At 64.5% G+C, this 20,734-nt stretch carries 21 protein-coding genes and 1 pseudogene; 4 read left to right on the top strand and 18 right to left on the bottom strand.

Annotated elements, in window-relative coordinates; all coding sequences use genetic code 11:
• Positions 1-163: 163 nt before the first annotated feature.
• Both ACT2FV_RS14805 and ACT2FV_RS14800 read right to left on the bottom strand, forming a co-directional pair.
• Positions 164-505 (bottom strand): hypothetical protein, encoded by a 342-nt coding sequence (locus tag ACT2FV_RS14805; RefSeq protein ID WP_170296447.1) that lies wholly within the window; start codon positions 503-505, stop codon positions 164-166.
• Positions 506-650: 145 nt separating this feature from the next.
• The gene (locus tag ACT2FV_RS14800) at positions 651-854 is read right to left on the bottom strand and encodes a cold-shock protein (RefSeq protein ID WP_059599712.1); all 204 of its coding nucleotides are present in this window, start codon (positions 852-854) and stop codon (positions 651-653) included.
• Positions 855-1,953: 1,099 nt separating this feature from the next.
• On the opposite strand from ACT2FV_RS14800, the gene ACT2FV_RS14795 reads away from it, so the two are divergent.
• The gene (locus ACT2FV_RS14795) at positions 1,954-2,178 is read left to right on the top strand and encodes a hypothetical protein (RefSeq protein ID WP_059599696.1); all 225 of its coding nucleotides are present in this window, start codon (positions 1,954-1,956) and stop codon (positions 2,176-2,178) included.
• A gap of 272 nt (positions 2,179-2,450) precedes the next feature.
• On the opposite strand, the gene ACT2FV_RS14790 is transcribed toward ACT2FV_RS14795, so the two are convergent.
• Entirely contained in the window at positions 2,451-2,765 is a 315-nt protein-coding gene (locus ACT2FV_RS14790) for a hypothetical protein (protein ID WP_059599695.1), read from the bottom strand.
• 914 nt (positions 2,766-3,679) lie between these two features.
• Here ACT2FV_RS14790 and ACT2FV_RS14785 point away from each other — a divergent pair.
• Complete coding sequence (locus ACT2FV_RS14785; protein WP_444504189.1) at positions 3,680-3,967, top strand: hypothetical protein; 288 nt, start codon at positions 3,680-3,682, stop codon at positions 3,965-3,967.
• 132 nt (positions 3,968-4,099) lie between these two features.
• Here the strand turns inward: ACT2FV_RS14785 and ACT2FV_RS14780 are convergent, their stop codons facing one another.
• The 10 genes and pseudogenes from ACT2FV_RS14780 to ACT2FV_RS14735 all read right to left on the bottom strand — a co-directional run bounded on the left by ACT2FV_RS14780 (position 4,100) and on the right by ACT2FV_RS14735 (position 11,655).
• The gene (locus tag ACT2FV_RS14780; protein WP_059599690.1) at positions 4,100-4,441 is read right to left on the bottom strand and encodes a cytochrome C oxidase subunit IV family protein; all 342 of its coding nucleotides are present in this window, start codon (positions 4,439-4,441) and stop codon (positions 4,100-4,102) included.
• Between the two features lie 8 nt (positions 4,442-4,449).
• Positions 4,450-5,157, bottom strand: coding sequence for a heme-copper oxidase subunit III family protein (locus ACT2FV_RS14775; protein WP_124627380.1), 708 nt, complete (start codon positions 5,155-5,157; stop codon positions 4,450-4,452).
• Positions 5,154-5,768 (bottom strand): cytochrome c oxidase subunit 3, encoded by a 615-nt coding sequence (locus ACT2FV_RS14770; protein WP_059599688.1) that lies wholly within the window; start codon positions 5,766-5,768, stop codon positions 5,154-5,156. The genes ACT2FV_RS14775 and ACT2FV_RS14770 overlap by 4 nt, the downstream gene beginning before the upstream one ends.
• On the bottom strand, positions 5,765-7,525 hold the full coding sequence (gene ctaD, locus ACT2FV_RS14765) for a cytochrome c oxidase subunit I (RefSeq protein WP_151051463.1): 1,761 nt from the start codon (positions 7,523-7,525) through the stop codon (positions 5,765-5,767). The genes ACT2FV_RS14770 and ctaD overlap by 4 nt, the downstream gene beginning before the upstream one ends.
• 13 nt (positions 7,526-7,538) lie before the next feature.
• Entirely contained in the window at positions 7,539-8,693 is a 1,155-nt protein-coding gene (locus ACT2FV_RS14760) for a c-type cytochrome (RefSeq protein WP_444504188.1), read from the bottom strand.
• Positions 8,694-9,009: 316 nt separating this feature from the next.
• Positions 9,010-9,522: a hypothetical protein gene (locus ACT2FV_RS14755; RefSeq protein ID WP_444504187.1), complete on the bottom strand. Its 513-nt coding sequence runs from the start codon at positions 9,520-9,522 to the stop codon at positions 9,010-9,012.
• Between the two features lie 56 nt (positions 9,523-9,578).
• The gene (locus ACT2FV_RS14750) at positions 9,579-10,088 is read right to left on the bottom strand and encodes a hypothetical protein (RefSeq protein WP_059599685.1); all 510 of its coding nucleotides are present in this window, start codon (positions 10,086-10,088) and stop codon (positions 9,579-9,581) included.
• Between the two features lie 274 nt (positions 10,089-10,362).
• Positions 10,363-10,437, bottom strand: a pseudogene (locus ACT2FV_RS14745) (CoA transferase); the annotation flags it as partial.
• Positions 10,438-10,455: 18 nt separating this feature from the next.
• Positions 10,456-11,250 carry an ABC transporter substrate-binding protein gene (locus ACT2FV_RS14740; protein ID WP_444504186.1) on the bottom strand — a complete coding sequence of 265 codons (795 nt, stop codon included), beginning with the start codon at positions 11,248-11,250 and terminating at the stop codon, positions 10,456-10,458.
• A 111-nt stretch (positions 11,251-11,361) separates the two neighbouring features.
• Entirely contained in the window at positions 11,362-11,655 is a 294-nt protein-coding gene (locus tag ACT2FV_RS14735; RefSeq protein WP_059599683.1) for an antibiotic biosynthesis monooxygenase family protein, read from the bottom strand.
• A gap of 229 nt (positions 11,656-11,884) precedes the next feature.
• Between ACT2FV_RS14735 and ACT2FV_RS14730 the strand changes: the two genes are divergently transcribed.
• Together ACT2FV_RS14730 and ACT2FV_RS14725 are read left to right on the top strand one after the other, a co-directional pair.
• Positions 11,885-13,291 (top strand): HD domain-containing phosphohydrolase, encoded by a 1,407-nt coding sequence (locus ACT2FV_RS14730; RefSeq protein WP_444504185.1) that lies wholly within the window; start codon positions 11,885-11,887, stop codon positions 13,289-13,291.
• A gap of 78 nt (positions 13,292-13,369) precedes the next feature.
• The gene (locus ACT2FV_RS14725) at positions 13,370-15,142 is read left to right on the top strand and encodes a histidine kinase (protein WP_444504184.1); all 1,773 of its coding nucleotides are present in this window, start codon (positions 13,370-13,372) and stop codon (positions 15,140-15,142) included.
• An 18-nt stretch (positions 15,143-15,160) separates the two neighbouring features.
• Here the strand turns inward: ACT2FV_RS14725 and ACT2FV_RS14720 are convergent, their stop codons facing one another.
• From ACT2FV_RS14720 to ACT2FV_RS14700, 5 genes are all read right to left on the bottom strand, one after another.
• On the bottom strand, positions 15,161-16,243 hold the full coding sequence (locus tag ACT2FV_RS14720; RefSeq protein WP_151051319.1) for an extracellular catalytic domain type 1 short-chain-length polyhydroxyalkanoate depolymerase: 1,083 nt from the start codon (positions 16,241-16,243) through the stop codon (positions 15,161-15,163).
• A 325-nt stretch (positions 16,244-16,568) separates the two neighbouring features.
• A complete protein-coding gene (locus tag ACT2FV_RS14715; RefSeq protein WP_124627419.1) occupies positions 16,569-16,952 on the bottom strand; it encodes a GtrA family protein in 384 nt (127 codons plus the stop codon).
• Positions 16,953-16,967: 15 nt separating this feature from the next.
• Positions 16,968-18,011, bottom strand: a complete 1,044-nt coding sequence (locus ACT2FV_RS14710) for a glycosyltransferase family 2 protein (protein WP_151051303.1) — start codon at positions 18,009-18,011, stop codon at positions 16,968-16,970.
• A 27-nt stretch (positions 18,012-18,038) separates the two neighbouring features.
• Positions 18,039-19,418 (bottom strand): glycosyltransferase family 87 protein, encoded by a 1,380-nt coding sequence (locus tag ACT2FV_RS14705; protein ID WP_444504183.1) that lies wholly within the window; start codon positions 19,416-19,418, stop codon positions 18,039-18,041.
• Entirely contained in the window at positions 19,415-20,653 is a 1,239-nt protein-coding gene (locus tag ACT2FV_RS14700) for a glycosyltransferase family 87 protein (RefSeq protein ID WP_444504283.1), read from the bottom strand. Before ACT2FV_RS14700 ends, ACT2FV_RS14705 begins: the two co-directional genes overlap by 4 nt.
• Between the last annotated feature and the right edge of the window lie 81 nt (positions 20,654-20,734).

Here is a 20,734-nt window from a genome sequence, read left to right as displayed (position 1 = left end):
GCCGATCGCCGTCCATCGTAGGGCGGGCCGACGGGTTGAAGAGGATAACGTTGCAGCGCGGAGGCGGGGCGGTGCCGCAAGCGGGAAGCGGTGGAGGGGGAGCGCTCGGAGGGCGGGTGATCGCTCGGATGAGCCCATCATACGCGCATCGTTTGTCGGGCGTTCAACTGATTCCGTATTGCATCCAACAGCGCACGATGGTGATGCCACAGGCGTGTGATGTCGGGCTGCGAAGCCAGCTTCGCTTCACGCCGAAACCGCATTTCACGACCGCGGCGGCTGCTTGTGCGGCGGCGATCTCGATTGCTATCGCGGAGACGTCGTGCGCTTCTTTTGATGCGATTTCGCGACTGAAGACTGTTTGGGCGGCACCCAGTTCAACGCCGTGCCGAGCCTCGGCAACATCGCTGGTTGTTTGGCGCGTGGAGGCGTCTTGCGCGACCTGATGTGCATGGTTTTCCGATCGCGTCTGAACACGCGCATTGTGACGGGCATTGGGTTGCACGCAGATCCAGTGTCCCGATGCGAAACGGACGGCCCGGTCGGGCCTGCATCGAAACGTGTCGTGTCCGCGACGGAGGTGCGTGATGCAAAGGAGCGACGACAGTGACGCGCCGCTCCGTGAGCGAGGCTGTGAGGGCTTAAGAAGGTTACAGCGGGGTGATGTTCGCTGCTTGCAGGCCTTTGGGGCCGGTCTTGGCCTCGTAGCTGACTTTCTGTCCTTCGGCAAGACTCTTGAAACCATCGCCACGAATCTCGGAGAAGTGAGCGAACAGATCGTCACCACCACTGTCGGGCGTGATGAAGCCAAAACCCTTGCTATCGTTGAACCACTTGACGGTACCGGTATCCATGTTAGATCTCCTGAGAATGAACGAGCGTATGCGCCGACGATGGGCGCCGAAAATAATCAAGGAGGGAAAGGACAACGAGTACCGCGGGCCGCGGTCAATGATGGGCAGCAATCGCGCTTCTTGAATACTTCATCGCCGACAGTACGCGCCGTCAGGAAGGGTGTCAAGCGCTTTCGGTCGAGGGGATGAACATGGCCCTTGTCCGTTTCTGGTCGATTTCGAGCCGGATTGAGCGTTGCCGGTCGAGTCGAGGAACAAGCGCGGCACACATTTTTGCGAAGACGGATTTGCCTTGAATGGTCGACGCGCGCGGCCTGGATAGCGGAATCGTGATTTGCACCATCCACTGCGGCCGTCTTTTTGCTGCAACCTGCGGTGCGCCACGCCAAGTGGGGAAACATCGTCTCGACCGTCGAACTGACTGGCTGGCGAAACAGTTACAAGATACCTGTTGACCTGGGGGCTACCCGGCGGTTAGTGTGTCGTCCGAAGTTCAAGAAGTTCGATTGCTGTTCATCAATTGCTCGTCCCTCAACGGTATCGTTGTCCTCCCCCTCCTTGACGCTTCGCGCCCTCTTTAGCAGGGCAGATATTCGTATTTCTCTCTCAAGGATTATTCATGGATACCGGTACGGTCGAGTGGTTCAACCGATAGCAACGGCTTTGCCTTCATCCCCCCCGACGAGGTCGGCGACGACCTGCACGTTCAGCCTCCCCAGGCTGGAGCAGCGGGCTTCAAGACTCTGGCTGGAAATAGGAAGGCGCGTTTCGGAACGAAGCAAGACCGACAGGTTCTGCTAGCGCCGAACATCAAGCCTCCGTGAGGTCTGAAGCTCCGGCTTCCCGTGAGGGACGCCGTGTCGCAGCGACATGCACGCGAAGCTTTGCCCCTCCCCAGTTGGAACGAGCGCTCCTGCTGCATCTCTGCTCGTTGCGCAGCGTGCCGAACGCCATACACCTCGTTGCACACTTCTCCCTGGCTGCAACGCCTTTTTGTCACTTCCCGCTTGCTTTGGATTCGGCGCGAAATGACTTTGAATCAGTGCGCCCGTGCGCGTCTCGCACGGAACGCACCTACTCGAACATCACTAAAACTAAAATGCACGACAAACAAGTTCAGCTATACAACGGCTATGCGGTTCAACCTTCGGCGCATCGCTTGCCCGATGGAACCTTTTCATCCAATCTGCTGCTCGACCGCACCGGTTGCGCGCGTACAGAAGGCCGCTACCAGTTCTACTCGCTCGATTACTTCGCGAGTGAAGAGCAGGCGCTTCTGCATTCGGCACGCTGGGCACGCAACTGGGTCGATACACGCGGTTGATCCCCGCATGAGGAACCGGTGCTGGTCAGGATCGTATGGGCGGTTTGATTCGCGATCGAGCCGCTTGCTTTTCAGCGACCGATATACCGCTACGCAGCGGTAACGGTCGAGCTGCCGGTCATCTCGATGTCATCCTGAGGATCGCAAAATTTCGCGAACGGATCGGGCGGTGTTGCCGTTTGTCGCGTTCGTCGACGAGTCGCTTATTCAGGCGGCATTCGCTCGTGATCGTCAAGTCGCGGGTATGGCACGTTGGCGCCGCTAAGGCACCATCATCGAGGATGCTTCATTTCCTCGGATTCCACCGCGGCGATTCGTTCTTCGCTTGCGGAAACAGAGTCCATGGCTTCGTCGATCGATGCCAATGCATACTCGCAGGCCAGTTTCGTTTCTTCGACCGCAGGCTCTGGCTCCTCGTCTTCGCTGGGCGGAGGGGAAAGCATGTCTTCAAGCATCATCGCAAGTTCAGGGGTGTCCCATTCCTCGCCTCTTTGTTCCTTCTTCTTTATATAGTGCCGGATTTCCGCGTCCTGATCCGGCGAGAGTGGAAGGTGTCGAAACGTGTTGCTCGGGTTGGCGTCGATCATGATATTGCTCCGAAGGTTCAGCGATGACGGTGACGGAACAGTTTGCTATTTGCCGCAGCGCGCATCCTGAATTCGCTCGAGGCGGGAAAAAAGCTCGTCAACCTGGAGCGTGAGGACCCTGTTTTGGCCGGATTGCGTGCGGAGTTTGCCGAGCCTGACTCTCCAATACGCAGGATCACTTACAGACGATTTGTTGACGAACGCATGTTGTGCGTGCTCGAGCAGTCCGATCGCTCGCCTGATATGGACCAATTCGCGTTCCGCTTCACAGTACCAGCTCATGTTTGCCGCCGTTGATTATGAATTGCATCTTGTTTTTCTGTCCCGCAGGAACTCTCGAGTTCACTCAAGAGGCGGTGCAGGAGCCGATTCCGGGCAGTGCGGCTGTCGCACGGCTCGACGGTGTGGGGAGAGGGGAAAATGTGGTGCGCAAGCAAGGGCACGACACCATCTGGAGCGGGCGAGCAGTCGATCTGCAAACGGGGCTCGGATGAGACCATCATACGCGCATCGCCGGTCGGACAACCGCTTTATTTCGGCTGCGACGAAGCGCGCTTATCCGATGTCGCCGTTGCACGCCGGCGCGCGAACCTCGAGGGCGTGGCGGAGTAGGGCGAAGGCCGTCGAGCGACCATGCCGGAAGCTCGCGAGGAATTGAATTTTGCGCCATATGACGTGATAACGCTCTTCGAGAGGAGGTACGCAGAGGGAAACGCAATCGCGGATCCGGATCATGCGTGTGCCGGGTTCGATGGCGGATAGCCGCTGTCATGTGCGGGCAGCGATCCGCTGGCAAACCCGGTGATCGCGATACGCGCGAGGGCACCTTCGGTCGCACCAGTTCGAAAAAAATCGGGGCGTCCTGCGTTGCCGGTTCCCGTGTATAGTGGGCTTCCCCGTGTGGAGTGACCAACATGTCGACATATCCGTTTCTTCTCTACAAGGGGTACGAACTTCATCCTCTTGTCTTCCCCCGCACGTTCGATCGCTTTGACAGGCATTCCCGTTACGCCGAAGGGTATGACATTGCAGTGCGAATATGTCGTCCGGCCTCGATTGAAAGCTCACCTGCCAGCCGCGTTTTCAGGCTGAACCAGCCCGATACTTTCTCCGATTTTGGCGTGGCGAGGCGCGCCGCCCGGCAGCAGGGAAAGGACATCATCGACGGGAAAGTGAGCGGGGCTTCAGTCGTCGACTTGTGAAAGTGCGACGGGCATGCAAGGCGAGCCCTCTCCCGCGCATGTTCGCGAGCGCCCGGTGAGCTGTTATCGATGTGCTTCCTGGCGTGATTTTCACGGACGGTTGCCCGATCGCGTGACAGCAGTCGGGCGTCGTCAACGAAAGAACAGTTCCCGCATGCCAAAGGTGTGGTGCGCTTCGGCCGCCATCAGCACCATGAGCACCAGCAGGCACAGCGGCGGTATCAGGATCGCGTACACCAGCGCCAGCCGCTCCCACATCATGTGCATGAAGATCGATACGATCAGCCCGGCCTTGGCGATCATCAGCACGACGATCAGCACCCATCGCAACAGGCCCTGCACGTGGAAGTAATCCACGAGATACGACAACGTGCTCAGGACGAACAGCAGGCCCCAGATCTTCAGGTAGATGCCGATCGGGTGCTGCTGGCCGTGCGCGGCGTCGGGTCGATCGGCGGGATTGGTGTGGTCCATGATCTGCCTCACCACAAATAGAACAGCGCGAAGATGAACACCCACACCAGGTCGACGAAGTGCCAGTACAGGCCGGCGATCTCGACGATCTGGAAGTTGCCGTGCTCGGTGAACCCCGGCTGCAGGATCTTGCGCGCGATCAGCAGCAGGTAGACCACCCCGCAGGTCACGTGAAAGCCGTGGAATCCGGTGATCATGAAGAAGCAGGCGCCGAACTGCGTGGCGCCCAGCGGGTTGCCCCACGGGCGAATACCTTCATGGACGATCAGCTTGGTCCATTCGAAGGCCTGCATCGACACGAAGGTCACGCCGAGCAGCGCGGTCGCGAGCAACAGTGCGGCGGCGCGCCTCGCATTGCGCCGGTAGCCGAAATTGACTGCCATCGCCATGGTGCCGCTGCTGGTGATCAGCGTGAACGTCATGATGGCGATCAGCAGCAACGGCACGTCGACGCCCGCCACGGTGAGCCCGAACACCTTGGACGTGTCGGGCCACGGCGCCGTGGTCGACATGCGCACCGTCATGTAGCCGATCAGGAAGCTGCTGAAGACGAAGGTGTCCGAGAGCAGGAAGATCCACATCATCGCCTTGCCCCACGGCACCTTGAAGGCTTCGCGGTCGGCCGACCAATCCGTGACGATGCCGCGCCAGCCGTCAGGACCGGCGTCGGCGGGCGGAGGGGCAGCGGATTCGGGCGGGAGCGTAGGCGAAGTCATGGCGCGGCTCCATATAGCGGCCCGCAGATGGTGGCAACAATCGCGGGGGTGAGCCACCACATCGCCGCCAGCAGCACGAGCCAGACCGCCAGCAGGAAATGCCAGTAGAGGGCGCACAGGGAAATGGCGCGTTGAGCCCGGAACGGGTCCATATGCCGGCGTTGCGCGATCGTCACGGCCCAGGCCGCCAGCCCGCCGAGCACGTGCAATCCGTGCAGGCCGGTAAGCAGGTAGAGGAAGCTGTTGGAAGGATTGGCGATGAGGGTCTGCCCGGCCGCCGACATCATGCGCCACGCGGTCAGTTGCCCGATCACGAACACGGCGGCCAGCACGCCGCCGCATACCAGCCACGCCGTGCGGTGCACGGTCAACTGCCTGGCACGCTGCATGGCCACGCTTGCCAGCGCGAGCGCGCCGGTGTTCCACCACAGCAGCGCGGGATGCGGGATCGGCTGCCAGTCGGGCTCGCGCATGCGCATGCCGTAAGCGAGCAGCAGCAGTGAAAACAATGCCGTTGCCACGGCCATGAACACGATCAGGCCGATGCGGCTCGCATTCGGCACGACGGGCGGCGACGTGTCGGGAACGAAGGTGCGCGGCAGCGTGGTCATTTGCGTGCCTCGCCGGGTTGAAGCGTCGGGGGGGGCGGTTCCGGTTCCGGTGCCGTCGCGGGCGGCTGGTTTTGCGGGACGAAGTCTTCCGTTTGTCCCGGCGGGCTGTATTCGTACGCCCAACGGTAGACGACGGGTTGCGCGGCGCCCCAGTTGCCGTGCGTCGGCGGCGTTTGCGGCGTTTGCCATTCCAGCGTGGTGGCCCGCCAGGGGTTGCCGTCGGCACGCTTGCCGCGCACGAGGCTCCACGCCAGGTTGTACAGGAACAGCAACTGCGCCACCGCCACGATCAGCGCGACGACGGTGATGAAGGTGTTGAGCGTCTGAGCCGAGTGCGGAATGAAGCTGTAACCCTCGTACGAGTAATACCGCCGAGGCATGCCGAGGATGCCGAGATAGTGCATCGGGAAGTAGATCGCGTAGGTGCCGACGAAGGTGGCCCAGAAGTGCGCGCGCCCGAGCGTGTCGTCGAGCATGCGGCCCGTCACCTTCGGATACCAGTGGTAGATGCCGCCGAACACCACCAGGATCGGCGACACGGCCATCACCATATGGAAGTGCGCCACCACGAAGTACGTGTTCGACAGCGGAATGTCCACGCTCACGTTGCCGAGATAGAGCCCGGTCAGCCCGCCCAGCACGAAGGTGCTGATGAAGCCGATGGCAAACAGCATCGGCACGGTCAGGTGGATATCGCCACGCCACAGCGTCAGCACCCAGTTGTAGACCTTGAGGGCGGTCGGGATGGCGATGATGAGCGTGGTGGTCGCGAAGAAGAAGCCGAAGTACGGATCCATGCCGGCGATGAACATGTGGTGCGCCCAGACCACGAAGCTCAGTGCGCCGATGATGACGATGGCCCACACCATCATCCGGTAGCCGAAGATGCTCTTGCGCGCATGGGTGCTGATGAGGTCCGACGCGATGCCGAAGGCCGGCAGCGCGACGATGTAGACCTCCGGATGCCCGAAGAACCAGAACAGGTGCTGGAACAGCAGCGGGCTGCCGCCGGCATGCTTGAGCGATTGCCCCATCGACACCACGGCCGGTATGAAGAAACTGGTGCCGAGCGTTCGATCGAGCAGCATCATCACCGCCGACACGAACAGCGCCGGAAACGCGAGCAGCGCCATGATGGTTGCGATGAAGATGCCCCACACCGTGAGCGGCATGCGCATGAGCGTCATGCCGCGGGTGCGGGCCTGCAGCGTGGTGGTCACGTAATTCAGGCCGCCCATGGTTGCCGCGACGATGAAGATCGCGAGCGATACGAGCATCAGCTCGATGCCCCATTCGACGCCCGGCGTGCCGGGCAGGATGGCCTGGGGCGGATAGAGCGTCCAGCCCGCGCCGGTCGGCCCGCCCGGCACGAAGAAGCTCGCGACCAGCACCAGCACGGCCAGCAGGTAGACCCAGTAGCTCAGCATGTTGAGAAACGGGAACACCATGTCGCGCGCGCCCAGCATCAGCGGGATCAGGTAGTTGCCGAAGCCGCCCAGGAACAGCGCGGTCAGCAGGTAGATCACCATGATCATCCCGTGCATGGTGACGAACTGGTAGTAGTGGTTGGCGTCGATGAAGCTGAACTTGCCGGGAAAGCCGAGCTGCAACCGCATCAGGTCCGACAGGACGAGGCCGACCAGACCGATGGCGATGGCCGTCAGCGAATACTGCACGGCGATGACCTTGTGGTCCTGGCTCCAGACATAGCGGGTCCAGAAGCTTTTCGGGACGTGATCCATGTGCGCGTAGGGCATTGCGTCTGCTCCGCTAGGGCTGGCGGTTGGCCGCGGTGCTGGCGGCCGGGCCGCCTAGCGATTCGATGTAGGTCACGAGCGCGGTCAGCTCCTGCTCGCTCAGGTCGAAATGCGGCATGATCGGTGCGTACCCCTTCACGACGCGGGCCGTCGGGTTGCGGATGAACGCGCGCAGATAGGCTTCGTCCACCTTCGCGGTGCTGCCGTCGGCCATCGTTTCGGTCTTGCCGTACAGGCCCTTCCAGGTCGGGCCCACGCGCGGACTGCCGTCCACGGTATGGCACGCGAAACAGCCCTTGGCTGCCGCGAGCGCCTTGCCCTGGTCGGCGAGCGCCTGGGCGCTGCCGCCTGCCGTGGCGGCAGCGGCCTGCACGCCGGCCTGCTGCCGCTGCGCGAAGGTGGTCTGCTGCGCCAGCCATCGCGAGAACGATGCTTCGTCTTCCACCACCACCACGCCGCGCATGTTCGAGTGCCCGATGCCGCACAGCTGCGCGCACAGGATGTCGTAACGTCCCGCCTTGGTCGGTGTGAACCAGAAGGTCGTCACCATGCCGGGGACCATGTTCATGCGCGCACGGAACGGCGGCACATAGAAGTCGTGCAGTACGTCGAGCGACCGTGTCAGAACCTGGATCGGCCGGTTCAGCGGGAGGTGGACCTCGGGCGTCTCGATCAGGTAGTTGTCGCGGCCGTTGGGGTCGGCGGGGTTCAGGCCGAACGGGTTGTCGTTGCTGACGTAGCGCACGTCCGTCGTACCCAGCTTGCCGCCGGGGCCGGCGAAGCGGAAGCGCCATTGCCATTGCCGGCCGAGCACTTCCATCTGCAGCGCGTTGCGTGGCGGCCGGATGTAGTCCGCGTAGACGAAGAGACCGGGTGCCAGCAACGCCGCCACGCCGACGGCGGTCAGACCGATCAGCCACCATTCCAGCCGCCGGTTGTGCGGCTCGTAGGCCGCGCGATGCCCGCCGCGGTGGCGGTAGCGGATCAGTGCGATCGCGATGAACAGGTTGATCGCGATGAAGAATGCGCCGGTGATGACGAGCGTGATCGTCAGCATGTCGTCCATGCGCACCCAGTTCGACGCGATCGGCGTGATCCACCAGGGACTGGCAAAGTGAAACCCCACCGCCAATGCGATGATCACGATCAGGGCAATCGCAAGCGCCATGGGCCGCCTCGCCGCGCCTCACTCGCCGGAGCCGCCAACCCGCGCTCCTGGCATCGTCGTGCCGCCTTGCCGGATTTCGTATTACATTTTGCCGGCAGTCCACCAACACTGATTCGCCAAGCGTCGTCGGCGGCTCTAAAGAAAAGGTAGTCCGCGCCTGTGCATCGTGCAAGGCAGCGCAAGGGGGGAGGCACGCTCCCATACCCGCATGCATCGCACGACAGACGATGCCGCCCGCCGCGACGACGAGCAAGACGGCCGCCTTCTGCATGGATTGTCGAGGCGGCCGTCTCGCGCGGCGCGACGAACCGGCGTGTCAGTGCATCGCGTTCTGCTTGCGCCGTTCGAGCATGCCGTAGACAACGGCGGTCACCACACCGAACAGCAGGTTGGCCAACAAGGGTCCGGATCCCCGCTCCGAGATGAACCACGGGAACACGGCGGTCATCACGTAGAAGTTCCATACGTACGCGACGATCCCGAAAGCCAGGCCGATGACGGCCTCCATGCCGACGCTCGAATCGAAGCGGAACGGGGCCATGATCGCGGCGAGGATCATCCCCATGATGGCGCCGAGCACATAGTGCAGCAGCAGCGCCATTCCCACGATGCTGAAGCTGAACACCGACATCTGTTCGAGCGCACCGCGGCCCATCACCATCGCCGCGATCTTGTGGGTCGGTTGCCACGGGCTTTCATCGAGCACCATCGTCGACCAGAAGAATTCGAGCACGATCACCAGGGCGCCACCCGCAAGACCGGCTACGGCAGCGGCGAGCCAGTCCGGCATGCGCCGTTGCAAATGGTGTGATTGAATGTGCAGTTCCATAGAACCTCCTTGCTGAAGGATCAACCTCAGCACTCAGGCAGGCCGGTTTTCGGGTGTCAGGGGAAAACCGGTGACGTGGGTTCGCCGCCTTCCAGATCCGCATTCGGAAAATGTCGGGCGATCATCTGCTCGATTTCCTGCTCTCGCAATGCCGGCACGTCGGCCATGATCAGGATCTGGCCTTCCTTGATCGCTTCACGAAACCGCTCGAGTCGCGCGTTCGGCTCGGCGATGCCGATCATCCCGGCCGTCCACGCGCCGAAGCCCGCTCCCACCATCGTCAATGCGACGACGGCGCCGCCCGCGATCACGAGCTCTGCAGGGGGGTATACGAGCGCGACGAGACCGATGAGCGCGCCCGTCGCGCCGCCGAGTGCGACACCACGCTCGAGCGCATGCACGACATCGCTGCTCTGCAGCAAAGACGCTTCGGGTAACTCTTCAAGCGTGACACTGTGATCGGCGAGGACGTGGATATGGCGCCAGATGATGCGCGCGCGGAGCAAGTCATCCACGACCGCCTTGGCCATCCGCGTGTCGGGTACGAGGAAATAGAGGCGCCTCATGTCGGCCCCCTTTTTCAGTCTGGAGTACGTTCTATTTTATGTCACCATCGGCAGCGTGGTACCTGTGCGCGCGTACGTGGTTACACGCGATCACGCTTCAGTGCAGTCGGTCATCGTGCGAGTGCGCGGCAAATGAGGCGAACAGCACATCAGCGGAAATCTGCACGGAACCCTTTTTCTCGAACACTTCGCTCAGCGCGGAAAGGCCCGGTCAGACCGCACCGGTGGCGTGCAACGTGTGAATCTTTTCATCGGCATAACCGAGTTCGTGCCGCCCGGGCATCACGGTCTTCCCGTCGCCGGCCGTGAACGGACCGTACGGAAAGATCGTCGCGTGCGACGCACCGGATCCCGTCGATGACGACGTTCAGCCCCGCGAGCGACGTGTCGAGTACGAGGTGGTGCTGGGGGTGACTGGCAGCGCCGATCTGGCGCGCGGTGCGACCGACGCACCGACGATTCCATGCCGCCTCAGCGAATCCGCGACGAAGCCCGACGCCTTCATCTCCTCGACGAACGTGCCGAGCAACGCGGCGGCCGCTTCGCCGCGGCTCTTCGGCACGCCCATCGCCTGGCGGATCACCATGAAGCGCTCGTCGAGCAGGCGCAGGCCCGTCGTCTTCGCCGCGTCGGCCTCGAGCTGCTGCTTCACGCCCGCCGCGACTTCGAGCTGCTGCTCGACGAACGTCGACACCACGGCCTGCGATGTCGGCGCGCGCACGATCTGCGCGGCTTTCAGTTCGCGCGTGAGGAACAGGTCGTACGCGCTGCCCTTGCCGACGGCCACGCGGTTGTGCGGCTGGTCGACGTCCGCGTTGCCGCGGATCGGCGAATCGTCGCGCACCAGATAGAAGCCTTCGATCAGCACGTACGGTGCGGTGAACGCGACCGTTTCGCCGCGCAGCGGATCGACCGCGAAGAAGCCGAAATCGGCGCGCTCTTCGGTCAGCGCCTGCACCGACTTGCCGGCAGCGTCGAACACGACGAGTTCGAGCTCGGCCGACAGCCGCTCGGCAAACGCACGCGCGAGGTCGATCGATACGCCGAACGGCTCGCCCGTGGCTGGGTCGCGGTTCGCGAGGATCGGATTGCCGAGATTGATCGACGCGCGCAGCTTGCCGGTCGGGGTGAATGCGGAGAGGACGGAAGGGTCGACGGTCATGAAAGGGCTCGTAAGGAATCGGATGTGCGGGAACGGCGAACGGTCAGCGCGCCGAGGCAGCATCATCCGTGACGGATCGGTTGGCTCGTTGCGGCGGTTGCTTCGTCTCGACTACTTCACCGCGACTTCCGTATGCACGACTTGCGGCGGGCTCTTGAAGAACGGCCCGGCCAGCTGACGCCACGCCTGGAAGTCGTCCGATTGCCGGAAACGCACCATGTGATCGTCGACGGTGTCCCATTTGACGACGAGCAGGTAGCCGCCGCTGCGCTCGATCACGCGGTGCAGTTCGGCGCCGCCGCAGCCGTGCGCGCGGGCGAACAGCGGAAGTGCCTGGCGAACCGCCGCTTCGAATTGCTCGGCCAGCGACGGATCGATTTCGAGCGATGCCATTTCCAGAATCATGAATGCTCCATACGGGGTGAATGATGCGACAGGGCGCGCCATGATCGACGCGTCCCGCAACGATACCGGAAGTCCGCATCACGTGTTCCGGATGGCCGGCTCGCGCGCGGCCTACCGTGCGATGGGTGCCGCTGATCGGCTCATGCGCGTCAGCGTTTTCCCTAATGTGGAATACGCGGCACGAGCCGATGTCACAGAGGTAGTGAAGATAAACAATCCGAGGACAGCCATGACGACATCCGCGATGAACGGAACGAATGATGCACCACCCGAAACGATCGCCGAGGCCGCATCCGACACCCCGGCCGCCGCCCCGTCGATCCTGCTGGTCGACGACGAGCCGAGCGTGCTGTCCGCGCTCAAGCGCGTGTTGCGGCCCGCGCGCTACACCATCCTGACCGCCGAAAGCGGCGAGGCCGCGCTCGACATCCTGGCGTCGACCGAAGTCGACCTGATCGTGTCGGACATGCGCATGCCGAACCTGAGCGGCGCGGCGTTTCTCGCCCGCGCTCGCGCGCTTTACCCGGACACGATGCGCATCCTGCTGACCGGCTATTCCGACATCGCGTCGATCGTGGAGGCCGTCAACGAAGGCGGCGTGTATCGCTACCTGAACAAGCCGTGGGACGATCATGACCTGCTGATGACCATCGAGCAGGCGCTCGAACAGCGGCGCCTTCGGGGCGAGGCCGCGCGGCTGGCCGCGCTGACCGAAGCGCAGAACGAAACGCTGCGCCGCTTCAATACGGAACTCGAAACACAGGTCCGCGCGCGCACCGAGGAGCTCGGGCAAACCGTGATGTTTCTAGAGGCGGCGCAGCACGACCTGGAAAGCAGCTTCACCGCGATGGTGCAGGTCTGCGCGAGCATGATCGAGATGCGCTGCGGGTCGGCGAGCGGGCATGCGATGCGCGTCGGCGAGATCGCGCGCCGTCTCGCGCTGTCGGCGGGGATGAGCAGCCTGCACGCGCAGGACGTGTATTTCGCGGGACTGCTGCACGGCATCGGCAAGCTGTCGCTGCCCGACGAGCTGTTGCACAAGCCGCTCGTGAAGATGACGACGGACGAACACAGCCTGTTCCAGCAGCACCCGCTGCGTGCGCAGATGGTGCTCACGCCGGTTGCGCAATTGCACAAGGTCGCGTCGATCGTGCTGCACCAGTACGAGCGATTCAATGGACGCGGCACGCCGGACGGGCTCGCGGGCGACGCGATTCCGCTCGGCTCGCGGATCGTCGCGATCGCGCGCGATTTCGAAGGGTTACGCAACGGCGAGATCGGTTCGCCGCATTCGGTCGAGCAGGCGATCGACGTGCTGCACTCTCAGGCCGGCGTGCGTTACGACCCGCTGCTCGTCGCGCGCTTCATCGAACTGATGCGGGATCCGGCAAGCCTGCGCATCGCGGCGTCCGTCGCGGAGATCCGGTCCGAGCAACTGCGCGAGGGGATGCAGCTCGCGGACGATCTGCGCACGCATCGCGGGGTGCTGTTGATGACGAAGGGCAGCGTGATGTCGGCGCACCAGATCGAGCTCGTGCGCCGTTTCGAGGCGCGCGAAGGCACGACGTTCGACATTCTCGTGATGACCGGCGCCGCCGCGTCGACGCAGGCGCCGGCCGGCACGTCGCCTGCCTGACGCTGCGCCGGCCGGGCCGTGGCGCGCGAGCGGTCGCGCGTCGCCGCAACGCGTTCATTTCGACTGGGGCGCTCGATCATGCATGGCACCTACAACCTGCTGCTTGTCCTGCTGTCGCTCGTCATCGCGACGCTGGCGTCCTATACGGCGCTCGACCTGGCCGCGTTCATTTCGCTGCTCGACAACCCGACGCTCAAGCGCGCGTGGCTGGCCGGCGGCGCGGCCGCGATGGGCACCGGAATCTGGTCGATGCATTTCGTCGGCATGCTGGCGCTGTCGCTGCCGATTCCGCTCGGCTATGCGCTGCCGGATACCGGCGCGTCGCTGGCGATCGCGGTGCTCGTGTCGTATTTCGCGCTGAACGTCGTCACGCGCGCGCGGTTGAGCCGCCGGCGCCTGCTGGCGGGCGGCGTGCTGATGGGCGCCGGAATCGTCGGAATGCATTACACGGGCATGGCCGCGATGCGCATGGCGCCCGGCATCCGCTACGATCCCGCGCTGTTCGCGGCGTCGATCGGCGTCGCGGTGATCGCATCGACCGTCGCGCTCTGGATGGCGCAGACGTTGCGCGCGCAACAGGCGCGCCATGCGACCGAGCAACGCATCGGCGCCGCGCTGATCATGGGCATCGCCATCACGGGCATGCACTACACCGCGATGGCGGCCGCGCATTTCGCGCCGGATGCGCGCTGCGGCGCCGCCAACGGCATCGATGCGCCGTGGCTCGCGACCACCATCGCACTGTTCACGATGGCGACGCTGATCGTCACGCTGCTCGTCTGCCGCTTCGATGCACGCACGACCTTTCTGCGCGGCATGACGGACACGCTCGAACGGCTGGTGCGATTGCGGACCGCGGAACTCGAAACGGCGTTGCGGCGCTACGAGCAGACGACGGCGATGCTGCAGCGCACGCGCGAGAACATGGCGACCGAAATCGACGAGCGCCGGGCGGCGCAGAGTCGGCTCGAACAGGAGAAGGACGAACAGCGGCGGCTGCTGCGGGCGCTCGAGGAAACCCACGTGCAGTTGCTGCAATCGGAAAAACTCGCGTCGATCGGCCAGCTCGCGGCCGGCGTCGCGCACGAGATCAACAATCCGATCGGCTTCATCAGCGCGAACCTCAATACGCTCAGGACGTGGGTGCGAAGCCTGCTCGCCGTGATCGCCGCGCATGACGCCGCGCTCACGCAGCTGGAACCGGCGACGCGCGATGCGCTGACGGCGATGCGCGGCGAGGCCGATCTGGACTACGTGCGCGACGAGATCGTGACGCTGATCGACGAATCGATCGACGGCGCGGTGCGGGTGCGGCGCATCGTGCAGGACCTGCGCGATTTCTCGCGGCCGGGCAGCGGCGAGTGGAGCGTGGTGGATATCCACGCGGGCCTCGAGAGCACGCTCAACGTCGTACACAACGAGCTCAAGTACAAGGCCGACATCGTCCGGGAGTACGGTGACGTGCCGCAGGTCGAATGTCTTCCGTCGCAGTTGAACCAGGTATTCATGAACCTGCTCGTCAATGCGGCACATGCGATTCCGTCGCGCGGCGTGATCACGATCCGTACGTCGAGCGACGGCGAACAGGTGTCGATCGCGATCAGCGATACCGGCACTGGCATGACGCCCGACGTCGTTCGGCGGATTTTCGATCCGTTCTTCACGACGAAACCGGTCGGGCAGGGCACGGGGCTGGGGCTGTCGGTGTCGCACGGCATCGTCGAGCGCCATCGCGGGGCGATCGACGTGACGAGCGAGCCGGGGCGCGGCACGACGTTCTGCGTTCGACTGCCGATCCGGCGCGCCGAAGGCAGCGCGGACGCGGCGGCGGCAGTCGAGCAACGGGCATAAGCGACAGGCGACGCGTCGTCACCGCACCCGCTTGCGCCGCCGCCTGCGAAAGAAATTCCAGAACATCGCGGTCGCGTCCGGCCCCGTCGCGGAGTGGAACGCTTCGCGCGGATCGCCGCCACTCCACGCGTGCGCCAGGCGGCGGACGATGCAGACCCGGACGATCAGCCGGCCGCCGCGCAGATAGTCGGTGTAATCGGCATCGTCATGCGCGTATGTATGTTGCTCGCCGACACGCAGTTCGCCCTGTTCGTCGACGAGCCGATTGATCCGCGCGAACGCGACGCCGAGCTGCCGTGCGTTTTGCTCGGCGACGACCGTATCGAGTCCGCCATGCACGACGAGCGCGGGCATGCCCGGATAAGCACCCACGTCGACGCAGGCGTCGACGACGCTTATCGGATCGTCGCGCAGGCCGCGGCGCATCAGGCTCATCGCGGCCATCGTCGACAACGGCGGCGCGATGGCCGGACCGGAGTGCAGGCCGACGGCCGCGAACAGATCGGGAGACTCGATCGCCAGCCGTGCCGCCAGTCCCGCGCCGGCCGACATGCCGGCCAGGTAGATCCGGTCGCGGTCGAACCCGCGCGCCCGCACGATCGCGTCGATCAGTGACGCGATCGCCGGGGCCTCCGACTGAGACGCATCGCCGTGCCAGTTCCAGCAGCGATGCGAATGGGCTGTCTTCGCCTGTTCGGGAAACAGCACGGCAAACCCGGCGCGCTCGGCGATGCGGCAGATGCGCGTGCCCGCGGCAAACGACTCGGCCGACTGCTTGCAGCCGTGCAGCATCACGACGACGGGCATGCCGTCACTCGCCGCCGAAGCGGCGGGCAGGTACAGCGCGTACGCGAGATGGTTGACGAGGCGGCCGGCGGTCGGGCGCGCGGAATGAAACGAGCGCAGCCACGTGCCGGGTGCCTGGTGTGGCGATGTCCGTGCGGGCGGCGCCGGCGCGCGCACGCGATGCGTGGTTCGGGCGGTGGCCGCGCGCTGGGTGGACGGCGCCGGTTTGGTTGTCTTCCTTTTGGGGCGCGTAGTCGCCGCGGCGGAAAGCAGATCGAACGGCCGCAGCCAGAGGCTGGATTTTTTCCTGGGCATGGACGGATCTCGTGCCGGCAGCTCGCGCGACAGCATGCGGCGAGCCCGGCCGCTGGATGGACGGCGAATGCGGGCGGCAGCGCACAATGCGTGCCGCAGGAAGCGTCCGCGTCGGCGTGCCTCGGCACGGCCGATACGGGGAGCGACTGACCGACAGAACACCACGCCGCGCGACATCAATCCGGCAGCGTCCCGATTCTGGTCGGCCACGCACCATGCTAACAGGCGTCGCTCGCCTCGGGTGCGATGGTTCCGTGACCAATCGGTGAATGCTCCGACCCCACTGCCGACGGATGTCGGTTGCGTGCGAGCGGATGCCGACGCTTCACCGATACGTCCACAACCGGTGCATCACGAACATGGTCGGCGGGATCAGCAGCGCGATCGCGACGATGGCCCAACCGCGAGGCACGTCGAGCAGTTCGGCGGTGCGCGCGAGCAGCATCGTTTCGGCGAAGCCGGCCAGCGCGGCGGTCAGATAGCGCAGCAGGTTGCGCGAACGCACGGTCGACGAGAAGCTCCACAGCGTGTTCGCGAGATACGAGAACGCCGTCGCGCAGACGAACGCGACGGCGTTGGCGATTACCTGAGTGGCATCGAACAGCGCGTACATCGCGGATGCGATCAGCACGTGCAGCGCGGTCGAGCCGAGCCCGGACAGGCCGAAGCGCGCCAGCCGCACGCGCTCGGCATAAAGCAGCTCGAACATCGCTACCTCCGCGCTTCAGCGCTCACCCACCCGCACGCGGGCCGGCTGCGCGCGGCGGCGTGCGTTCGGGCGTCGCGCATCGCGCGCAACCGGCAGTTCGATCACCTTGGCGTGCGTCTGGTAGCGACGGCGAATCAGATAGACGGGGCGTTGCTTCGACTCGTCGTAGATGCGTCCGATGTACTCGCCGACCACGCCGATGCCGACGAGTTCGATCCCGCCGATGAACAGCGTCACCGACAGCAGCGACGGATAGCCGAGCACCGGGTTGCCGAACAGCAGCGTGCGGCCCACGATGAACGCGCCGTACAGGAATGCGAGCGCGGCGATACAGAGGCCGATGTAGGTCCAGCTGCGCAGCGGCACGGTGCTGAAGCTTGTGATTCCCTCGAGCGCGAAGTTCCACAGCTTCCAGCCGGAGAACTTCGAGTGCCCGGCGCTGCGCGCTTCGCGCTGATACTCGATGATCACGGTCTGGTACCCGACCCATGCGAACAGCCCCTTCATGAAGCGATGACGCTCGGGCAGGCTGCGCAGCGCATTCACGACCTTGCGGTCCATCAGCCGGAAGTCGCCGACGTTCTCCGGCAGCTTCACGTCCGACAGCAGGTTGTGCACGCGGTAGTAGATCGCGGCGGCGGTGCGCTTCGAGAACGAATCGCATGCGCGATTGCTGCGCTTCGCGGCGACGACTTCCACACCGTTGCGCCAGTGCTCGAGCATCACCGGAATCAGGCTCGGTGGATCCTGAAGGTCGGCGTCGAGCGGAATCACCGCGTCGCCGCCCGCCTCGTCGAGGCCGGCCGTCAGCGCCGCTTCCTTGCCGAAGTTGCGGGTGAGATCGATGACGCGCACGCGGCGGTCGGTCATGCTGACCCGGATCAGGCGTTCGAGCGTGTCGTCGCGGCTACCGTCGTTTACGCAGACGATCTCGAAGCGGATCGCATCGAGACCGGCCATCAGCGGAATCACGACGTCGAAGAAGCGTTCGACGGCCTCGCCTTCGTTGTAGAACGGTACGACCAGCGAGACGAGCGGTGTGTAGAGTGGTTCGCGCATGATGAGTTCCCCTGTAAGACGTGCGTATCAGCGGCCGGCACCGAAGGTGGGGCGGCCGGCGCGGCGCAGTCCGTGCGCCGGGCGGTGGTGTGAGCGGACCGGATGCGGGAACCCGGTCTCGGTCGAGTTGTCGTGTGCGTCGGGCATCGACGGCACGTCGTGTCTTTCTTGTGCAATCCGGCTGACGAGCAGCGCCAGCGACGCCAGCGTGACGAGCGGCATGAACTGGAACGACAGATGCGTGACGATCGCGAGACCGGCGAGCGGCGTCGCCCACATCAGCATCAGCCATTCGCGATCGAAGCGTCGCCAGCCGTGCGTCCACGCATAGCGCGCATACCACGCGATCACGAGCCCGTACCAGGTCAGGTCGTAGTCGTACAGGTACGGGCTGACGATCAGGCATGCGCAGGCGAGCGTGGCGGCGCGCAGCGCGTACGAACACGCGCCACGCCACGCGTACACGACGGCGATCGCGGCGGCCGCGGCAGACAGCAGCTGCAGGCCGCGCGCGACATAGGCGGGCCAGCCGGCGAGGGTGGCGAGCGCGAACACGGTCGGCATGCGCGCGAGCTTGACGTGGCCCGCGTCGACCATCTGATACGCGTCGTTGATGCCGTGCACGAACGCGATCCACGACTCGATCCCGAACGCAAGCGTCGTCAGTACGACGCCGACGGCGATCGTCGCGGCCCATGCGGCCAGTGCGCGCCATTGTCCGGCGCAAAGCAGCGCGAGCGGGAACAGGACCGCCATCTGCGGTTTCATCGTCAGCAAACCGAAGCAGATGCCGGCGACAACGGGGCGGCGATTCAGCGTCAACAGTCCGACGCCGGCGAGCGTCGCGGTCAGCAGGCTCGTCTGCCCGACGATCACCGTGAGGAACGCGCCGGGGAACGCGAGCGCGCAGAGCAGCGCGGCGTCGCGCTGCACGGTGGCGCGGATCGTCACCGCGAACAGCGTGTAGGTAACACCGAGCCACAGCACCAGCGCGAGCAGGTAAGGCATCCAGCCGAGCGGCAGCACCAACAGCAGCATGGTCGGCGGATAAAGCCACGGCAGCGAGCCGTCCGCGGCGTTCATCATCGGGATCGCGAGTTTCTCGATCGCGAAGAGCGAGGAGAACTGCCATGCGTCCACCGCATGCCCGAGCGCGGCGAGCCGTGCGGCGCTCCAGATCGGCGCGAGATCCTGCGCGAGCGGTTCGGGCACGGACGTATGCGACCCATGCACGCGTGCGAGATAGATGCAGATGAACAGCAACTCGGTGAACAGTACCGCTGCCGCATAGAGGCGCACCCGATCACGATTGAGCCAATGCGGGAACCGGCGCGGGCCGGCGATCGGCAGTTCCGGATGGGCGTCGATGGCCGAATCGACATGCAGAAGGGAGAGCGGCGATTTCATTGCGCATTCCGCGACGCGAGGGTCGAGCGACGCACGACGACGAACAGGACGGCGAGCAGCACGACCGGGCCGATCTGCGGCAGCCTCGTGATCCGGTTGAACACCTCGAATATCGGCAGCAGCCACGCGAGCACGATCACGATCTGATCTCCCGGCAGCCAGCCTTCGTCGAGACCGTGGGCGATCAGGCAGAAGACCGCGATGCCGAGCCAGGCCAGCTCGTAATGCCACAGATAGGGTGTCGACAACAGTGTGGCGACCGCCAGCGCCGCGCCGCGCAGCCGCATGTCGTTCGTGCGACGCCAGACTTGAACGGCGGCGGCGATTGCGAGCAGCCCCACGGCGGCTTGTGCGGCAAGCGAGACCGGAATCGATGCACCCGCGAGGCGGAGGGCCGCGAACGGCGTTGGGGAAACGAACCAGTAGGCCGGCAGGGTGAAATGCATGCCGCGCACGATCGACATCGCATGGGCCAGGCCGTTCAGGGAGCCCGTGCCGGTCAGTGCAATGCCGGCCACCGTGAACAGCGTGGTCGTGATCGCTGCCGACATGAAGGTTCGCCACGAGCGCGTCGCGATCAGCACGAACGGAAACACCAGCGCCATCTGCGGCTTGATGGCGAGCAACCCGATCAGCATGCCGGCGACGACCGGGCGTCGGCCGAGGAAATGCAGCGCGAGTGCGGCGATGCCGGCGGTCAGGATGCTGTTCTGCCCGTACAGGACGCACGCGAACACGCCCGAATAGGCAAGCACGGCGAGCGCGGCGGCGCGCGGAACGGGCAGGTGCGCACGCAGGCCCGACAGTCGCAGGACGGCATACGCATAGCATAAAAGGCTGCCCGCAAAAAAGAGGAAATACGCGGGCAGGAAAGGCACGAGGGCAACCGGCGCGATGAACAGCAGCATCGTCGGCGGATAGAGCCAGGGCAGCGATTGGTGACCGATATAGGAACCGAACCGCGCTACCTCGGCATGGGAGAAGAAGACCGGATCATAGGTCGCTGCGGCATGGCCTTGCAGCACGAGCTGCGACGCGGTCCAGAAGACGGAGAAGTCGACGCCCGGTCGGGCAGCCGTCTGTGACGTGAAGGTGTCCGTAACGACGCCCCATGTGATCAGAAAGGCCACGCAAAGCAGCAGCATGACGCAGCTGTACGGAACGATCCGGTCAGCTGTCAGCCATTGAGCACAGCGTTTGGCGCGATAGCGCACTCCACGATTGGCCGTGTACATGATGCCCCGTTTGCAGTGAAGGCTGCCTGGTCTTGCGCAGCCATTTTGTGTTGTCGTGTGTCCGGATCGAATCGCGCTCGA

Source organism: Burkholderia sp. PR2 (assembly GCF_052372875.1).
Lineage (GTDB): Bacteria > Pseudomonadota > Gammaproteobacteria > Burkholderiales > Burkholderiaceae > Burkholderia > Burkholderia diffusa.
The sequence above is the reverse complement of the archived record's forward strand: the minus strand, read 5'-3'. Positions and strand labels throughout refer to the sequence as shown.

Coding starts and splice junctions, on each gene's coding strand:
- ACT2FV_RS14770 (WP_059599688.1), bottom strand. CDS start 5,768: ATGACCACGCTGCCGCGCACCTTCGTTCCCGACACGTCGCCGCCCGTC.
- ACT2FV_RS14725 (WP_444504184.1), top strand. CDS start 13,370: ATGCATGGCACCTACAACCTGCTGCTTGTCCTGCTGTCGCTCGTCATC.
- ACT2FV_RS14735 (WP_059599683.1), bottom strand. CDS start 11,655: ATGATTCTGGAAATGGCATCGCTCGAAATCGATCCGTCGCTGGCCGAG.
- ACT2FV_RS14775 (WP_124627380.1), bottom strand. CDS start 5,157: ATGACTTCGCCTACGCTCCCGCCCGAATCCGCTGCCCCTCCGCCCGCC.
- ACT2FV_RS14790 (WP_059599695.1), bottom strand. CDS start 2,765: ATGATCGACGCCAACCCGAGCAACACGTTTCGACACCTTCCACTCTCG.
- ACT2FV_RS14750 (WP_059599685.1), bottom strand. CDS start 10,088: ATGAGGCGCCTCTATTTCCTCGTACCCGACACGCGGATGGCCAAGGCG.
- ACT2FV_RS14705 (WP_444504183.1), bottom strand. CDS start 19,418: ATGAAATCGCCGCTCTCCCTTCTGCATGTCGATTCGGCCATCGACGCC.
- ACT2FV_RS14785 (WP_444504189.1), top strand. CDS start 3,680: ATGTCGACATATCCGTTTCTTCTCTACAAGGGGTACGAACTTCATCCT.
- ACT2FV_RS14800 (WP_059599712.1), bottom strand. CDS start 854: ATGGATACCGGTACCGTCAAGTGGTTCAACGATAGCAAGGGTTTTGGC.
- ACT2FV_RS14700 (WP_444504283.1), bottom strand. CDS start 20,653: ATGTACACGGCCAATCGTGGAGTGCGCTATCGCGCCAAACGCTGTGCT.
- ctaD (WP_151051463.1), bottom strand. CDS start 7,525: ATGCCCTACGCGCACATGGATCACGTCCCGAAAAGCTTCTGGACCCGC.
- ACT2FV_RS14760 (WP_444504188.1), bottom strand. CDS start 8,693: ATGGCGCTTGCGATTGCCCTGATCGTGATCATCGCATTGGCGGTGGGG.
- ACT2FV_RS14715 (WP_124627419.1), bottom strand. CDS start 16,952: ATGTTCGAGCTGCTTTATGCCGAGCGCGTGCGGCTGGCGCGCTTCGGC.
- ACT2FV_RS14710 (WP_151051303.1), bottom strand. CDS start 18,011: ATGCGCGAACCACTCTACACACCGCTCGTCTCGCTGGTCGTACCGTTC.
- ACT2FV_RS14755 (WP_444504187.1), bottom strand. CDS start 9,522: ATGGAACTGCACATTCAATCACACCATTTGCAACGGCGCATGCCGGAC.
- ACT2FV_RS14740 (WP_444504186.1), bottom strand. CDS start 11,250: ATGACCGTCGACCCTTCCGTCCTCTCCGCATTCACCCCGACCGGCAAG.
- ACT2FV_RS14730 (WP_444504185.1), top strand. CDS start 11,885: ATGACGACATCCGCGATGAACGGAACGAATGATGCACCACCCGAAACG.
- ACT2FV_RS14780 (WP_059599690.1), bottom strand. CDS start 4,441: ATGGACCACACCAATCCCGCCGATCGACCCGACGCCGCGCACGGCCAG.
- ACT2FV_RS14720 (WP_151051319.1), bottom strand. CDS start 16,243: ATGCCCAGGAAAAAATCCAGCCTCTGGCTGCGGCCGTTCGATCTGCTT.
- ACT2FV_RS14795 (WP_059599696.1), top strand. CDS start 1,954: ATGCACGACAAACAAGTTCAGCTATACAACGGCTATGCGGTTCAACCT.